This window comes from Streptomyces sp. NPDC003016, from assembly GCF_053591455.1.
This window is the reverse complement of record NZ_JBSFTV010000020.1, coordinates 1-14,741: the sequence shown is the minus strand read 5'-3', so window position 1 is coordinate 14,741 and position 14,741 is coordinate 1. Positions and strand designations below refer to the sequence as shown.

Sequence of the window (14,741 nt, the reverse complement as noted above, 5' to 3'; positions counted from 1 at the left end):
ATCGCCCGATACCACACCGTTATGCCGGAGAGCGAACCTCTGGCCCCGCCCAGGGAGTCTCCACAGACATGAGCGACGAGCCACAGCAGCCCCAGGGGTGGGCACCCCGGGACCCCTCCCACCAGAACCCGGACGGCGGGAACGGGAAGGGAGAGGGGAAGACGGAGACGACGGAGACGACGGCGGAGATGAAGACGGAGGGGAAGGCGGAGGGGAAGGCGGAGGGGAAGGCGGAGGGGAAGGGGAAGAAACCCCGGCCCCGGCGCACCGGCCTGCGCCGCCTGATCCCGACCTGGCGGATGCTCCTCGGCACCTTCCTGCTGCTGGCCCTGCTCCTGTGCGGCGGGTTCGCCGCGGGTTACGCGCTCGTCGAGATCCCGGCCGCCAACAGCGCCGCCACCGCCCAGAGCAACGTCTACCTCTACGCCGACGGCTCCCAGCTCGCCCGTGACGGCGAAGTCAACCGCGAGAACGTCAAGATCGCTCACATCCCCAGGACCGTCCAGCACGCCGTACTCGCCGCCGAGGACCGCGGCTTCCACTCCGAGCGGGCCGTCGACCCCCAGGCCATGCTCCGCGCCGGCTGGAACACCGTCACCGGCAAGGGCAAGCAGTCCGGGTCCACCATCACCCAGCAGTACGTCAAGAACTACTACCTCGGCCAGGAACAGACCGTCACCCGCAAGGCGAAGGAGTTCTTCATCGCGATCAAGCTCGACAGCGAGGAGAGCAAGAACGAGATCCTCGAGGGCTACCTGAACACCAGCTACTTCGGGCGCAACGCGTACGGCATCCAGGCCGCCGCCCAGGCGTACTACGGCAAGAACGTCGACGAGATCACCACCGCCGAGGGCGCCTACCTCGCCTCGCTCCTCAACGCCCCCAACGCGTACGACATCACCGCCCACCCCGAGAACAAGGCCGGCGCCCTGAGCCGCTGGAACTACGTACTCGACGGCATGGTGAAGGAGAACTGGCTGAGCCCCACCGACCGCGCCGCGGCCGAGTTCCCCGCCCCGCAGGAGGCCAAGCCCGCCTCCGGCCTCTCCGGACAGCGCGGCTACATCGTCCAGGCCGTCGAGGAGTACCTCACCAGCAACAAGATCCTCGACGAGGACACGCTGGCCACCGGCGGCTACCGCATCACCACCACCCTGGAGAAGTCCAAGCAGGACGCCTTCGCCGACGCCGTCGACGACCAGGTGATGTCGCAGACGAGCAAGGACCGCAAGGCCGACCGCAACGTGCGCGTCGGCGGCGCCTCCATCGACCCCGCGAGCGGCAAGGTCGTCGCGATGTACGGCGGAATCGACTACACCAAGCAGTACGTCAACAACGCGACGCGCCGCGACTACCAAGTCGGCTCGACCTTCAAGCCGTTCGTCTTCGCCTCGGCCGTCGAGAACAGCTCCACCACCCAGGACGGCCGCCCGGTCACCCCGGACACCGTCTACGACGGCACCAACGAGCGGATGGTGGAAGGCCCCGCCGGACCGACGGGCTACGCCCCGGAGAACGAGGACCAGGCCTCCTACGGCCAGGTCACCGTCCGCACCGCCACCGACAAGTCCGTCAACTCGGTGTACGCGCAGATGGCACAGGACGTCGGCCCCGACAACGTCAAGAAGACCGCCGTGGCCCTCGGCCTCCCCGAGAACACCCCGAGCCTCGACCCGTACCCCTCCATCGCCCTCGGCGTCGCCACCGCCAGCGTCCTCGACATGACGGAGGCGTACGCGACCCTCGCCAACCACGGCGAGCACGGCACGTACACGATCGTCGAGAAGATCACCAAGAACGGCCAGAACGTCAGCAGCCTCCCGAAGCAGGGCACTGGCGCTGGTGCGGGTGCCGACACGGACGCGGACGCGGACAGCGGGCGGAGCATCTCCCGCGAGGCCGCCGACACCACGACGTCCATCCTCAGGAGCGTCGTCGACGGCGGCACGGGCACGGCCGCCCAGTCCGCGGGCCGCCCCGCCGCCGGCAAGACCGGCACCGCCGAGGAGGACAAGGCCGCCTGGTTCGCGGGCTACACACCCGACCTGGCGACGGTCGTCGCCGTCATGGGCCAGGACCCGGACACCGGCGCACAGAAGCCGCTGTACGGAGCCCTCGGCCAGCCGCGCATCAACGGCGGCGGCGCGCCCGCGCAGATCTGGGGCCAGTTCACGGCCGCCGCGCTCGAAGGCGAGCCGGTACGGGACTTCGAGCTGGAGACGGCGGCCGGCCCGGACGAACCGGCCATCCCGTCGTCCGGGCAGCCGGACACCGGGGAGCCGCAGGAACCGCCGACGAGCGAGGACCCGCAGGGCCCGACGCGGAGCCCGGCCGACGGCCAGGACCAGGGCGGCACGACCGACACCGGCACCACCACCCCGGACGACACCACGGGCCCCACGGGCCCCACCGACGGCGGCACCACGGGCACCGGCGGCGCCACGACGGACACCGGCGGCACAGCCGACAGGGGCGGCCCGGGCGGCACCACGGGCCCCGCCGACGGCGGAACAACCGGCACCGGTGGCCCCACCGACCCGGGAGGCGGCGCCACCGGTGGCCCCTCCGAGGGCCTGCTGGGAGGCGGCCGAGGCCGCCCCTGACGCACCGGCGGGGGGCCACCGGCCCGCCGACGACGAACGGCCCGCTAGTGGCCCGAGGTCGCCTTCAGCCCCACCACCGCGACCAGCAGCAGACAGACGAAGAAGATCCGGGCGGCGGTCGCCGGCTCACCCAGCACCACCATGCCGAGCACCGCCGCACCGGCCGCGCCGATACCGACCCACACGCCGTACGCCGTACCGATCGGCAGCGTCTTGGCGGCGTGCGACAGCAACAACATGCTCGCGACGATCCCCGCACCCGTGAACACACTGGGCCAGAGCCTCGTGAAACCGTCGGTGTACTTCATCCCGATCGACCAGCCCACTTCGAGCAGACCGGCGACAACCAGCAGAACCCAGGCCATGACGGCACCTCCGAAAACGAAACGCGGAATCAACGGGGTGCGTCGTCTTTGCCTTACAACCCGGTACGGCGCGTCTCGTCGGGGGTGCTTCCACCGTAGCAAAACCCGGCGGAAAGGGCCGGTGACTCCAGTCACCGGCCCTGCTCACTCAGCGGCTTACTCGCTTATCCAGACCCTGGCCCCACAGGCACATGCAGGCACATGCAGGCACCTACAGGTACAGGCCGGTCGAATCCTCCGACACCCGCTCGGAAGCCACCGCGTGCAGATCGCGCTCCCGCATCAGCACGTACGGAGTGCCCCGCACCTCGACCTCGGCCCGGTCCTCCGGGTCGTACAGCACCCGGTCACCCGGCTCCACGGTCCGTACGTTCTGACCGACCGCTACCACCTCGGCCCAGGCCAGCCGCTTGCCGACCGCCGCGGTCGCCGGAATCAGAATGCCGCCGCCCGAGCGGCGCTCGCCCTCAGGGGTGTCCGACCTGACCAGCACCCGGTCGTGCAGCATCCGGATGGGCAGCTTGTCGTGCGTGGTGTTCTCGCTCACGCCCCCGAACCTACCTGTCCGATCGTCCGTCGTAAGCCGGAGGGTCAGCCGCGCCTGCGGCGCGTCGACAGGGTGATCAGCCCCACCAGGCCCACGGCCACCAGCGCCACCGGCACGAGCCGCTCAAGACGCGGCGACCCGTCCTCCGACACGAACTGCGCCTTCACGTCGGACACCGTCCGGTTCACCGCGACGAACGCCCGGCCCGCGGTCTGGTCCACGGTCGAGGCGACCCTGGCCTTCGCGTCACCGACGATCGTCTTCGGGTGCAGCCGCACCCCGATCTCGTCGAGCGTTACGGCCAGCTTGTCCCGCCGGCTCTTGATGTCCGCCTCGATCTGCGCAGGGGTCCTGGCATCCGACACTGCGCTGCCTCCGTGGTCGTGGGCCGAATCCGGTTGTTTCTTCGTCGACAGTCTGTCAGCTGGGGCCGTCCCGCACCCCACGGCACCCCCATTACGCTCGGGGCCGTACCGGTATCGCATCTCGCGTCACCGCGTTACCCCTACCCAGACATCCCGGCATCCGACATCCGACCATCCCGCACGAGGAGACCAGACCTGATGAGCGAGCGACTCCAGCCCGGCGACACCGCCCCCGACTTCACCCTGCCCGACGCCGACGGCACCGAGGTCTCCCTCGCCGCCCACAAGGGCCGCAAGGTCATCGTCTACTTCTACCCGGCCGCCCTGACCCCCGGCTGCACCAAGCAGGCCTGCGACTTCACCGACAACCTGGAGCTGCTGGCCCAGGCCGGATACGACGTCATCGGCGTCTCCCCCGACAAGCCGGAGAAGCTCGCGAAGTTCCGCGAGAAGGAGGACCTCAAGGTCACGCTGGTCGGCGACCCGTCCAAGGAGGTCCTCACGGCGTACGGCGCCTTCGGCGAGAAGAAGCTGTACGGCAAGACCGTGACCGGCGTCATCCGCTCGACGGTCGTCGTGGACGAGGAAGGCAAGGTCGAACACGCCTTCTACAACGTGAAGGCGACCGGCCACGTAGCCAAGATCATCAAGGACCTCGGCATCTGAAAACTGTGACCAAGGTCCCGGAACCGGGGACCTTGGTTTGCACCACCAAATAAAAGGCAGAGGTTCCACTTGGACATCGGAAACGCGTCCGAGGAAAGGAACCTGCCATGGCGGCCCCCGGCCCCGGCCCCGACCACAGGGCCGACCCCGAAGCCATCAAGCGCCACCACACCCTCTTCCGCGCCGCCAGGAGACGGAAGAACCCGCCACTGCGCCGGTCCGACATCACCGTCACCGACGACGCGGCGGTCAGGCGGGCGGTCAAAGCGGCCTCGCTCGGCAATGCCATGGAATGGTTCGACTTCGGCATCTACAGCTACCTGGCGGTGACGATCGGCCACGTCTTCTTCCCGCCCGGAAACGACACGGTCCAGCTCCTCTCCTCCTTCGCGACCTTCGCCGTCGCCTTCCTGGTACGGCCCATCGGCGGCATGGTCTTCGGCCCCATGGGCGACAAGATCGGCCGCAAGAAGATCCTCGCCCTGACGATGATCCTGATGGCCATCGGCACATTCGCCATCGGCCTGATCCCGTCGTACGCCACCATCGGCTTCTGGGCCCCCGTCCTGCTGATCCTCTTCCGCCTGGTGCAGGGCTTCTCCACGGGCGGTGAATACGGCGGCGCCTCCACCTTCATCGCCGAGTACGCCCCGGACAAGCGCCGAGGCTTCTTCGGCAGCTTCCTCGAATTCGGCACCCTCGCCGGCTACACCGGCGCGGCGGGCCTCGTCACCGCCCTCACCGCCTGGCTCGGCTCCGACGCCATGGAAGCCTGGGGCTGGCGCGTCCCGTTCCTGGTCGCGGGCCCGCTCGGCCTCGTCGGCCTCTACCTCCGGATGCGCCTGGACGAGACCCCCGCCTTCCAGAAGCTGGAAAGCGGAAACGCCCGCGCCTCCGAAGCCGCCGACCCGGTGGAGACCACCGCCAAGGGCGACCTCGCCAAGATCTTCCGGCAGTACTGGCCCACACTGATCCTGTGCATCGCCCTCGTCGGCGCGTACAACGTCACCGACTACATGCTGCTGTCGTACATGCCGACGTACCTCTCCGACGAACTCGGCTACAGCGAGACACACGGCCTGCTCATCCTGCTGGGCGTCATGGTCTGCCTGATGGCGGTCATCAGCCAGGTCGGCCGCCTCAACGACCACTTCGGCCGCAAACCGCTGCTGATGGCGGGCATGCTCGGCTTCTTCTTCCTCTCCCTCCCGTCCTTCCTCCTCATCAAGCAGGGCAGCATCCCCGCGATCATCGCCGGCATGCTGATGCTGGGCCTGTCCCTGGTCTGCCTGCTGGGCACCATGTCGGCGGCGCTCCCGGCCCTCTTCCCGACGCACGTCAGGTACGGCTCCCTGTCGGTCGGCTACAACCTCTCCGCCTCGCTCTTCGGCGGCACGACCCCGTTGGTCATCACCGGCCTCATCAGCTTCACGGGCAACAACCTCATGCCGGCGTACTACTCGATGGCGGCGGCGCTCGTCGGCGTCATCGCGGTGGCCTGCATGAAGGAGACGGCCCGGAAGCCGCTGGCGGGCTCCCCGCCGTCGGTGGAGACCAAGGAGGAAGCGGCGGAACTGGTGGCGGCCCAGGCCCCCGGCCCAAAGTTCTGACCCGCAGCCCGGCCCATGGGCGGCCCGACCGGTCACAGTCGCAGCGACCACCGGGCCGCCCAAGTGGCGCACAGCATTCCGCATTTCGGACGTGACCATCCGATAACCGGTTCGTTGATCCGTGCGAGGCCGCGAACGCGCGGCCGGATACGGAGGGGATCATGCCGGTGAGCCCGTACACCCGCGAGCGTCTTGCGGAGGCAGCCAGCTCATCGAGGACACTGTCCGAAGCGCTGACCAAGCTCGGAGTCGACCCGAAGAGTTCATCGCGCGCGTACATGCGGGAGCGGATGAAGAAGCTGGGAATCGATACCGCCCACTTCGAGCGCGAAGGGGTGCGGTGGACCAGGGAAACTCTCGAAACCGCCGTCGCGGCCTCAACCAACATGTACGAGGTGCTACGACACTTGGGGGTCGCCCCCGTAGGCGGACAGCACACGCACATCAGCCGTCGCATCCATGCCCTGGGGATCGACATCTCCCACTTCACTCCGCAGGCCCGCACGGAGAACATGCGGGGCAACCGACGCCGTCGGTCGGCTCAGGAGATCCTGGTGGAGGAGCACTCAGTGCACGCCAAGCGCACGCCCAACGTGCGTCTCAAGCGAGCGATGCACGACCTTGGCATCAGCGACCTATGCGCCTTGTGCGGAATCGGACCCGTCTGGCAAGACCTCCCATTGGCTCTGGAGGTCGACCACATCGACGGCAACTGGCGCAACAACCGCGTTGAAAACCTGCGGCTCCTTTGCCCCAATTGCCATTCAACAACGGACACTTATCGCGGACGCGGAAAGGTGCGCAGAACAGCCGAACTCAGCCCGCCACACCTCAACGGTGAGGGGTGATGACCCAAGCCCGGCGGTATACACGGGAGTTGTTGGTCGATGCTGCCGCACGATGCCAGACCATTGACGAGGTCATCGCTTTCCTGGGCGCGACTCCCTACGAACGCCTCGGCCGCTACCTGACGCAACGCTTCGCGCACTATGAGATCGACGTCTCGCACTTCTCATCCCACCGACGCAACCGGCCGACCACCACAGAAGTGCGTCAAGCCGTCACTGACTCCCTCAGCATCGCAGACACACTGCGGCGGCTCGGCCGACCGGACAACGGTCGGCAACGGGCGTTGTTGCGCCAGTGGACGACTGAGGACGGTACCGAAACCACGCACTTCCTGGGGCAGGCCCACCAGAGAGGCAAGGTCGGTCCGACGCCAGTGAAGCGGGCCGAGGACGTACTCGTGAAACACGAGGACAAGCACCGAACCCGTACAGCGATCCTGCGCCGGGCTTTGCGCGAGACCGGCGTCCCCGAGGAGTGCGCCCGGTGCCGCACCGGTCCGGTCTGGCACAGCAAGCCGATGACGCTTGAGGTCGACCACATCAATGGCGACTGGAGCGACGACCGGGCCGGGAACCTCCGACTGTTGTGCCCTAACTGCCATGCCGTCACCAGCACCTGGTGCCGGGGAGGCAACCGCCGCCGTGCGCATCAATGATCCGTAATACGGCCGTGCCATCGCACTCCACCGCCCGGTACCATGGCAGGCGGCTAGCGGCGGTGGTGCAATGGTGACACAGCAGACTTAGGATCTGTGGCCCGTGAAACGGCTTGAGGGTTCGAATCCCTTCCGCCGCACAGTAAACGGCCTGCGAATCGAAGGATCGACTCGCAGGCCGTTCGTATGCTGACGGCACTCAGCCCAGCAGTTCCCGCACCACCGGGGCCAGCGCCCGGAACGCCTTGCCGCGGTGGCTGATGGCGTTCTTCTCCGCCGGGGTCAGTTCCGCGCAGGTCACGGCGTGGCCGTCCGGCTGGAGGATGGGGTCGTAGCCGAAGCCGTTCGTGCCGGCGGGGGTGCGGCGGAGGGTGCCCGTGAGGCGGCCTTCGACCACGCGCTCCGTGCCGTCGGGCAGGGCCAGGGCCGCCGCGCAGGCGAAGTGGGCCGTGCGGTGGAGGGCGTCGATGTCCGCCAGCTGGGCCAGGAGGAGGTTCAGGTTGGCCTCGTCGTCGCCGTGGGTGCCGGACCAGCGGGCCGAGAAGATGCCGGGGGCGCCGCCCATGACGTCGACCGCGAGACCCGAGTCGTCGGCCACGGCGGGGAGGCCGGTGGCCCGGGCCATGGCGTGGGCCTTGAGGAGGGCGTTCTCGGCGAAGGTGACGCCGGTTTCCTTGACGTCGGGGATCTCGGGGTAGGCGTCCGCGCCGACGAGGTCGTGGGTGAGACCTGCGTCGGCGAGGATCGCGTGGAGCTCGGTGATTTTCCCGGCGTTGCGGGTGGCGAGGATCAGGCGGGTCATGGTCCCCAGTATCTACGGGGACCTGTGGGGCTACGGGGTGCAGACCTTGCCGATCTCGGCGGCGGCGTCGGTGACGGGGGCGATGTCCGGGGTTTCGTCGCCGTTCTTGACGGCGGTGCGGACGTTGTCGACGGCCTTGTTCAGGTCGCCGACGGCCTTCGACAGGTCCGCGTTGTCCGTGGTGTCGTCGAGGCTCTTCAGTTCCCTGTCGATGTCGTTGAGGGCCTCGGTCAGCTGTGTGGGGTCTTCCGCCGCCGTGGAGACGGCGGTGGTCAGCTTGTCGACGCTGGTGGCGATGGCCTCGGCGGTCCGGGCGCAGTCCAGCGCCTTGTCGAGGGCTCCGCAGCCGACGAGGCCGGTGAGTGCGGCGGCGGTGACGACGGCGGCTGCGATACGGCGACTGCGCATGGAGCGGGTCCTCCCCGGACGACACGGGATACGTGGTGGTGCGGACGGGCGTACGGTTCGGCCCGTACGCCCGTGGTGGGGGAGACGCCGGAATGGGCGTCCGCGGTTGCCCGGAGTCAGAGTGCGCCTTCGAGGGCCGCGGCCTGGAGGGCCGTGAGGTCGGCGCAGCCGCCGGCGGCGAGGTCGAGGAGGGCGTTCAGTTCCTTGCGGTCGAAGGGTTCGGCTTCGGCGGTGCCCTGGACTTCGACGAAGCGGCCGTCGCCGGTGCAGACGACGTTCATGTCGGTTTCGGCGCGGACGTCTTCCTCGTAGCAGAGGTCGAGGAGGGGGGTGCCGTCGACGATGCCGACGGAGACGGCTGCGACGGTGCCGGTGAGGGGCTTGCGGCCGGCCTTGACGATCTTCTTCTGCTGGGCCCAGGCGATGGCGTCGGCGAGGGCGACGTAGGCGCCGGTGACGGCGGCGGTGCGGGTGCCGCCGTCGGCCTGGAGGACGTCGCAGTCCAGGACGACGGTGTTCTCGCCGAGGGCCTTGTAGTCGATGACCGCGCGGAGTGAGCGGCCGATGAGGCGGCTGATTTCGTGGGTGCGGCCGCCGATCTTGCCGCGTACGGATTCCCGGTCGCCGCGGGTGTTGGTGGCGCGGGGCAGCATCGAGTACTCGCCGGTGACCCATCCTTCGCCGCTGCCTTTGCGCCAGCGCGGGACGCCTTCGGTGACGGAGGCGGTGCAGAGGACTCTGGTGTCGCCGAAGGCGATGAGGACGGAGCCCTCGGCGTGCTTGCTCCATCCGCGTTCGATGGTGACCGGGCGGAGCTGTTCGGGGGTGCGGCCGTCGATTCGAGACATGGGGTGGAGCCTAGCCGTACATGCGTGAGGGGCCCGTTCCGGTACGTACGGAATCGGGCCCCTCACGGGTGAGACAGGGTGACTCAGGGGTGAGTCAGGGGTGAGTCAGGGGTGGCTCACATCATGTCTTCGATGTCTGCTGCGATGGGGTCGGCGTCCGTGCCGATGACGACCTGGATCGCGGTGCCCATCTTGACGACGCCGTGGGCGCCGGCGGCCTTGAGGGCGGCTTCGTCGACCTTGCTCGGGTCGAGGACTTCGGTGCGGAGGCGGGTGATGCAGCCTTCGATCTCGTCGATGTTCTCGATACCGCCGAGCCCGGCGACGATCTTCTCAGCCTTGCTGGCCATGTCTTTCTCCCTGTTGTTCAAAGCGCGACGTCTCGGCCCACCGTGGCCGCTTTGTCACGGTAACTCACGGTTGGCCCAACTTCGCGGGCGAGTAACCGCCCTGTACCGAATGATGGCGGTCACCGGTGCCCTGTCTTCCGGCCGAGCTCCGGACCGTACCGCAACTGGTCTACACCAGTTTGCAACGCCCGCCAAACCTGGCTCGTTCCGGGAGGACGCGCATGAGTTCGAACAGCGGAGCCGCGCCGCAGCGGACATGGCGGAGCGGTCTGTTCCAAGGGCTCCAGAAGGTCGGCCGCAGCCTCCAGCTCCCGGTGGCGGTCCTGCCGGCGGCGGGCCTGCTCGTCAGCCTCGGCAACCTGTTCTCGGCCTATCTGGACGGACCGTTCTGGGACAAGACGTCGAGGGTCCTCCTCAACGGCGGTACGTCGATCCTGGACGGCTCCTTCGGCCTGCCGTTGCTGTTCTGCATCGGGGTCGCGATCGGTTTCGCCAAGAAGGCGGACGGTTCCACGGCGCTCGCCGCGGTGGTCGGCTTCCTCGTCTACTTCAACGTGCTGAAGGCGTTCCCGCGCGAGGGCTCGGTGACGGAAGCCCTTCCCGAGGGCACTCCGCAGAATCCGGGGGTGCTCGGCGGCATCCTGATCGGGTTGCTGACGGCGGTCGTCTGGCAGCGCTTCCACCGGACCAGGCTGGTGGACTGGCTCGGCTTCTTCAACGGCCGCCGGCTGGTGCCGATCATGATGGCGTTCCTGTGCGTCGTCCTGGGCGTGCTGTTCGGTCTGCTGTGGGAGCCGGTCGGTGACGGGCTGACCTGGTTCTCGAAGCAGTTGATCGGCCTCGGGGCGTGGGGCGCCGGCATCTTCGGCCTCGCGAACCGGCTGCTCATCCCCATCGGCATGCACCAGTTCCTGAACACCTTCTTCTGGTTCCAGGCGGGCGAGTTCAGGACGCCGGACGGCAAGGTCGTGCAGGGGGACCTGACGCGGTTCTTCGCCGAGGACCCGTCGGCGGGGCAGTTCATGTCGGGCTTCTTCCCGATCATGATGTTCGGGCTGCCCGCGGCGGCTCTGGCCATCGCGCACTGTGCGCGGCCCGAGCGGCGCAAAGAGGTGACGGGCCTGATGGTGTCCGTCGCGCTCACGTCGTTCGTCACGGGTGTGACCGAGCCGCTGGAGTTCTCCTTCATGTTCGCGGCGCCGTTGCTGTACGGCCTGCACGCCCTGCTGACGGGGGCGTCGATGGCGATCACCTGGGCGCTCGGGGTGCACACGGGGTTCAGCTTCTCCGCCGGCCTGATCGACTACGTCGTGAACTGGCACCTGGGGACCAAGCCGTGGCTGATCATTCCGATCGGGCTGTGCTTCGCGGTCGTGTACTACCTCGTCTTCCGCCTGGCGATCACGAAGCTCAACATTCCGACGCCGGGCCGCGAGCCCCCGGAGGTGGAGGCGGAAGTCGAAGGGGACGCCACCAAGCCGTAACGCCGCAGTGCCGCAGCGCCGCAGCGCGTACTTCGGGCCACGGGAGCAGGGGAAGCGAGGGCCCTCGGACCTGTCCGGTCCCGGGGCCTTCGACGTGCGTGGGCGGATGTGTCCGGGAGCACGGAATCGAGGGTTCCTTATCCGTCCTTCACCATGCTAAAACTGGTCTACACCACTGAGTGGTGTAGACCACGTGGCGAGTGCGCCGCGTTGTACCGGAGACGCCGCCGTCCCCCGTTTCCCCCTGGCGGCGCCTTGCCCCATGGAGGAATTGATGTCCACGGACAGCGCCGCCCCCGCGGCTGCCAAGAAGAAGGGCGCCGGCGCGATGGCTGTCATGCAGCGTATCGGCCGCAGCCTCATGCTGCCGGTCGCCGTGCTGCCCGCCGCCGCGCTCCTGGTGCGTTTCGGCCAGCCCGACATGCTCGGCAAGGAGTCGTTCCCCACCTTCATCACCAAGCTCGCCGGTTACATGGCGGCCGGTGGTGGCGCGATCCTCGACAACATGCCGCTGCTGTTCGCCGTCGGCATCGCGATCGGGTTCGCCAAGAAGTCGGACGGCTCGACCGCGCTCGCCGCCGTCGCCGGTTACCTGGTCTTCCAGAAGGTGCTCGCCACCTTCACCGACGCCAACCTGCCGAAGGTCGCCGCCGTCGCGGACGGCAAGATCGTCATGAACGAGGCGCCGGTCAACGCCGGTGTCCTCGGTGGCGTGGTCATGGGCATCGTCGTAGCCCTCCTGTACCAGAAGTTCTACCGGACCAAGCTGCCCGCCTGGGCCGGCTTCTTCGGCGGCCGCCGTCTGGTCCCGATCCTCTCTGCCTTCGCGGGTCTGGTCGTCGGCATCGTCTTCGGCCTGATCTGGCCGGTCCTCGGTGCGGGTCTGCACCACCTCAGCGAGTGGCTGGTCGGCTCCGGCGCCGTCGGGGCGGGCATCTTCGGTGTCGCGAACCGCGCGCTGATCCCCATCGGCATGCACCACCTGCTGAACTCCTTCCCGTGGTTCCAGGCCGGTACGTACAACGACGGCGGCGTGGACTACCACGGCGACATCGCCCGCTTCCTGCACGGCGACCCGACCGCCGGTCAGTTCATGACCGGCTTCTTCCCGATCATGATGTTCGCCCTCCCGGCGGCCTGCCTCGCGATCACCCACTGCGCCCGCCCCGAGCGCCGCAAGGTCGTCGGCGGCATGATGTTCTCCCTCGCGCTCACCGCTTTCGTGACCGGCGTGACGGAGCCGATCGAGTTCACCTTCATGTTCATCGCCCCGGTGCTGTACGCGATCCACGCGGTCCTGACCGGTGTCTCGATGGCGCTGACCTGGGCGCTCGGCATGAAGGACGGCTTCGGCTTCTCGGCCGGCGCGGTCGACTTCTTCCTGAACCTCGGTATCGCGACCAACCCGTGGGGCCTGGCCCTGGTCGGCCTCTGCTTCGCGGCGGTCTACTACGTGGTCTTCCGCTTCGCGATCACCAAGTTCGACCTTCCGACGCCGGGCCGCGAGTCCGACGAGGAGCTCGCCGAGCTGCAGAAGGCCGAGGCGAAGTAGGCCCGCACCGGCCGCACGGAAGGAGGGCCCCGGACCGCAGCTGCGGTCCGGGGCCCTCCTTCCGTCCCGCGGAACGTTTCGCCGCGTCAGACCTCGTACTCCGCGCCCGCGACGGCCAGTTCCGTCGGCCCGTCGTACACCGCGCGCGCGTCGGCCAGGTTGGCCTCCGCGTCCGTCCACGGCGGGATGTGCGTGAGGACCAGCCGGCCGACGCCCGCCCTGCTGGCCTCCTCGCCCGCCTCGCGGCCGTTGAGGTGGAGGCCCGGGATGTCCTCCTTGCCGTACGTGAACGACGCCTCGCACAGGAACAGGTCGACGCCGTCGGCCAGTTCGCTCAGGGCGGGGCAGGTCCCGGTGTCGCCGGAGTACGCGAGCGACCTGCCGCCGTGTGCGACGCGGATGCCGTACGTCTCGACCGGGTGGTGGACCTTCTCCGTACGGACCGAGAAGGGGCCGAGCTCGAACGTGCCCGGCCTGAGCGTGCGGAAGTCGAAGACCTCGGCCATCGACTTCTCGGTGGGGGTGTCGGCGTACGCCGTGGTCAGGCGCCGTTCGGTGCCCTCCGGGCCGTACACGGGGATCGCCGGGGCGCGGCCTCCCTCGTGCCGGTAGTAGCGCGCGACGAAGTAGCCGCACATGTCGATGCAGTGGTCGGCGTGGAGGTGGCTGAGGAAGATGGCGTCGATGTCGTAGAGACCGACATGGCGCTGCAGCTCGCCGAGGGCGCCGTTGCCCAGGTCGAGGAGCAGCCGGAAGCCGTCGGCCTCGACGAGGTAGCTCGAGCAGGCCGATTCCGCGGACGGGAACGACCCTGAGCAGCCGACGACGGTGAGCTTCATGGAGCGTGAACCTCCGTAGCAGGGACGGGGAGGGTTCGTGCGGGTTCAGGTGCGTCGAGCGTAAGGCGCGAAAGTCCCGGTCGCTCCTCGATGGCGGGGCGTTGTGGGGGAACTCACCTGCACTGTCACTGGTTCGGGTGGAGCGCGCGCCGGGCGGTGCGCCGGTACCGTCGACGGTATGGACACGTCGTGGTGGGTGGCGCTGGTCGCCGTCGTGGTGCTCGCGCTGGTGGCGGCTCTCGTCGAGGGGCGGGGGCGCGGGCGGCGGCCGGGCGGGCGGACGCGGGGGCGTTCGGGCGGGCGTGCGGATGAGCGTACGAACGGGCGTGCCGACGGCCGTACTGAGGGGCGTACGCGTCCGCCGAAGGAGCCGCGCGGGCCTCGCGGGCCCGGCCGGCGCGGGCCGGAGCGGGGGCCGCGGGCGGGTGAGATCTGGTGGGCGGACGTGCCGTACGAGGACGGGCCGGGGTCGAAGGACCGGCCCTGTCTGGTGTTGTCCGTACGGGGGGACAGCGCCCTGATCGCGAAGATCACCAGCAAGTTCCACGACGAACGGCCCGGGGTGATCGCGTTGCCGCCGGGGGCGGTCGGGGACGCGCGGGGGCGGCCGAGCTTCCTGGAGACGGACGAGCTGCGGGATGTGGGGGTGCGGGGGTTCCGGCGCCGGGTGGGGGTCGCGGATCCCGGGGTCTGGAAGCAGGTCCGGCACCTGGCGCGGTGAGGCGGGGCCGGTGTGCCGGTCCTCGACCGCCGGGCAGGCCGAAACGTTTCGGCCTGCCCGAGCGGGAGGGGGTGGGG

The 14,741-nt window shown here is 69.0% G+C and carries 16 protein-coding genes, 1 tRNA gene and 1 riboswitch; of the genes, 9 read left to right on the top strand and 8 right to left on the bottom strand.

Annotation, left to right across the window (positions count from 1 at the left end; genetic code table 11):
- Positions 1-68 precede the first annotated feature (68 nt).
- Positions 69-2,603 carry a transglycosylase domain-containing protein gene (locus ACWDZ4_RS18695; RefSeq protein ID WP_451509489.1) on the top strand — a complete coding sequence of 845 codons (2,535 nt, stop codon included), beginning with the start codon at positions 69-71 and terminating at the stop codon, positions 2,601-2,603.
- Positions 2,604-2,647: 44 nt separating this feature from the next.
- Here the strand turns inward: ACWDZ4_RS18695 and ACWDZ4_RS18690 are convergent, their stop codons facing one another.
- The 3 genes from ACWDZ4_RS18690 to ACWDZ4_RS18680 all read right to left on the bottom strand — a co-directional run bounded on the left by ACWDZ4_RS18690 (position 2,648) and on the right by ACWDZ4_RS18680 (position 3,880).
- On the bottom strand, positions 2,648-2,968 hold the full coding sequence (locus ACWDZ4_RS18690) for a DMT family transporter (RefSeq protein ID WP_028811654.1): 321 nt from the start codon (positions 2,966-2,968) through the stop codon (positions 2,648-2,650).
- Positions 2,969-3,004: 36 nt separating this feature from the next.
- Positions 3,005-3,073, bottom strand: a riboswitch (guanidine-III (ykkC-III) riboswitch).
- Positions 3,074-3,179: 106 nt separating this feature from the next.
- Positions 3,180-3,515, bottom strand: a complete 336-nt coding sequence (locus ACWDZ4_RS18685) for a GroES family chaperonin (RefSeq protein ID WP_093800676.1) — start codon at positions 3,513-3,515, stop codon at positions 3,180-3,182.
- A gap of 44 nt (positions 3,516-3,559) precedes the next feature.
- A complete protein-coding gene (locus tag ACWDZ4_RS18680) occupies positions 3,560-3,880 on the bottom strand; it encodes a DUF3618 domain-containing protein (protein WP_451509488.1) in 321 nt (106 codons plus the stop codon).
- Positions 3,881-4,078: 198 nt separating this feature from the next.
- Between ACWDZ4_RS18680 and bcp the strand changes: the two genes are divergently transcribed.
- From bcp to ACWDZ4_RS18655, 5 genes are all read left to right on the top strand, one after another.
- The gene (gene bcp, locus ACWDZ4_RS18675; RefSeq protein WP_450261218.1) at positions 4,079-4,546 is read left to right on the top strand and encodes a thioredoxin-dependent thiol peroxidase; all 468 of its coding nucleotides are present in this window, start codon (positions 4,079-4,081) and stop codon (positions 4,544-4,546) included.
- Between the two features lie 107 nt (positions 4,547-4,653).
- Positions 4,654-6,156 (top strand): glycine betaine/L-proline transporter ProP, encoded by a 1,503-nt coding sequence (gene proP / locus ACWDZ4_RS18670; protein WP_451509487.1) that lies wholly within the window; start codon positions 4,654-4,656, stop codon positions 6,154-6,156.
- A gap of 161 nt (positions 6,157-6,317) precedes the next feature.
- The gene (locus tag ACWDZ4_RS18665; RefSeq protein ID WP_451509486.1) at positions 6,318-7,004 is read left to right on the top strand and encodes an HNH endonuclease signature motif containing protein; all 687 of its coding nucleotides are present in this window, start codon (positions 6,318-6,320) and stop codon (positions 7,002-7,004) included.
- The gene (locus ACWDZ4_RS18660; RefSeq protein ID WP_451509485.1) at positions 7,004-7,660 is read left to right on the top strand and encodes an HNH endonuclease; all 657 of its coding nucleotides are present in this window, start codon (positions 7,004-7,006) and stop codon (positions 7,658-7,660) included. Before ACWDZ4_RS18665 ends, ACWDZ4_RS18660 begins: the two co-directional genes overlap by 1 nt.
- A 56-nt stretch (positions 7,661-7,716) precedes the next feature.
- Positions 7,717-7,800: transfer RNA gene (locus ACWDZ4_RS18655), tRNA-Leu, on the top strand.
- A 59-nt stretch (positions 7,801-7,859) separates the two neighbouring features.
- Here ACWDZ4_RS18655 and rdgB read toward each other — a convergent pair.
- The 4 genes from rdgB to ACWDZ4_RS18635 form a co-directional block, all read right to left on the bottom strand.
- Positions 7,860-8,462 (bottom strand): RdgB/HAM1 family non-canonical purine NTP pyrophosphatase, encoded by a 603-nt coding sequence (rdgB, locus tag ACWDZ4_RS18650; RefSeq protein WP_451509484.1) that lies wholly within the window; start codon positions 8,460-8,462, stop codon positions 7,860-7,862.
- Between the two features lie 30 nt (positions 8,463-8,492).
- Positions 8,493-8,870 (bottom strand): hypothetical protein, encoded by a 378-nt coding sequence (locus ACWDZ4_RS18645; protein WP_451509483.1) that lies wholly within the window; start codon positions 8,868-8,870, stop codon positions 8,493-8,495.
- 116 nt (positions 8,871-8,986) lie between these two features.
- Positions 8,987-9,718, bottom strand: coding sequence for a ribonuclease PH (gene rph, locus ACWDZ4_RS18640; protein WP_451509482.1), 732 nt, complete (start codon positions 9,716-9,718; stop codon positions 8,987-8,989).
- A gap of 116 nt (positions 9,719-9,834) precedes the next feature.
- A complete protein-coding gene (locus ACWDZ4_RS18635) occupies positions 9,835-10,068 on the bottom strand; it encodes a glucose PTS transporter subunit EIIB (protein WP_093800669.1) in 234 nt (77 codons plus the stop codon).
- A gap of 221 nt (positions 10,069-10,289) precedes the next feature.
- Between ACWDZ4_RS18635 and ACWDZ4_RS18630 the strand changes: the two genes are divergently transcribed.
- Both ACWDZ4_RS18630 and ACWDZ4_RS18625 read left to right on the top strand, forming a co-directional pair.
- Positions 10,290-11,552 carry a PTS transporter subunit EIIC gene (locus tag ACWDZ4_RS18630; protein ID WP_451509481.1) on the top strand — a complete coding sequence of 421 codons (1,263 nt, stop codon included), beginning with the start codon at positions 10,290-10,292 and terminating at the stop codon, positions 11,550-11,552.
- Positions 11,553-11,826: 274 nt separating this feature from the next.
- Positions 11,827-13,104, top strand: a complete 1,278-nt coding sequence (locus ACWDZ4_RS18625) for a PTS transporter subunit EIIC (protein ID WP_451509480.1) — start codon at positions 11,827-11,829, stop codon at positions 13,102-13,104.
- An 86-nt stretch (positions 13,105-13,190) separates the two neighbouring features.
- Here the strand turns inward: ACWDZ4_RS18625 and ACWDZ4_RS18620 are convergent, their stop codons facing one another.
- Positions 13,191-13,943, bottom strand: coding sequence for an MBL fold metallo-hydrolase (locus tag ACWDZ4_RS18620; RefSeq protein WP_451509479.1), 753 nt, complete (start codon positions 13,941-13,943; stop codon positions 13,191-13,193).
- Positions 13,944-14,121: 178 nt separating this feature from the next.
- Between ACWDZ4_RS18620 and ACWDZ4_RS18615 the strand changes: the two genes are divergently transcribed.
- Positions 14,122-14,664 (top strand): type II toxin-antitoxin system PemK/MazF family toxin, encoded by a 543-nt coding sequence (locus ACWDZ4_RS18615; protein WP_451509478.1) that lies wholly within the window; start codon positions 14,122-14,124, stop codon positions 14,662-14,664.
- Positions 14,665-14,741: the final 77 nt, after the last annotated feature.